Origin of the sequence: Ligilactobacillus apodemi DSM 16634 = JCM 16172, from assembly GCF_001434405.1 — a bacterium.
Classification (GTDB): domain Bacteria; phylum Bacillota; class Bacilli; order Lactobacillales; family Lactobacillaceae; genus Ligilactobacillus; species Ligilactobacillus apodemi.
Genome location: NZ_AZFT01000014.1, coordinates 1 through 740 on the forward strand (window position 1 = coordinate 1; position 740 = coordinate 740).

The window sequence follows — 740 nt, forward strand, 5'->3', positions numbered from 1 at the left end:
ACGGTCACGGTCCGAGTCCAAGTTGCGTTTTGCACAACGTCCGCTGGCGTATTGTCGCCCGCACCAACGTAATGCACTGTTTCAGTTACGTCTTTTTGAACACTGTCTTTGTCTGTACCAGCTGGCCATTTTGGTCCTTCTGGATCATCTGGATTGATTGGATCACCTGGTTTTTGTGGATCATTTGGAGTAACTGTTTGAGTCGCATGTTTGAAGACTACGTTATAAACTTGGTCAACAGAACTATCGTCATCAAAAGTTGCATCAGCTGGGAAACCATCTGATACTAATTCATAGCCCTTAGCGAGTAAGGCGTTGATTTGGTCAGCTGTCGAGTAGTTGATCTTCTCATCGGAAGCACCAACGACACTATCTGACGCCAAAATGCTATCATTGTTATCTTGATCAATATAGTTGATCACTGCTTTTTGGGAAGCATAAACAACTTCAGTATCCTTTGTTGGATCGTTTGGTGTAACAGTTGGTGTTTCTGGTGTCTTACCAGGAATTTCTGGTACCGGTTCGTTTGGCACGACTTTCGTTGGATCATCTGGATCGTTCTTGTAATCCGGTGTTGGTACATCTGGAATCTTGTTGCCATCTGGATCAACCGGCACGATCTTACCAACTGCAGTATAGGTAACCGTCTTTTCAATGTTATCTTGCGTTACCGCTGTGCTTGGTACACTTGCTTGATCAGCCACATAACCATCAACAACTGGTGTTTTGACTTCATCGTA

1 protein-coding gene is annotated in these 740 nt (G+C 44.2%); it reads right to left on the reverse strand.

Annotation, left to right across the window (positions count from 1 at the left end; genetic code table 11):
- Positions 1 to 740, reverse strand: a 740-nt coding sequence (locus FC32_RS10665; protein WP_420835860.1) for a mucin-binding protein, incomplete at both ends; no start/stop codon positions are given.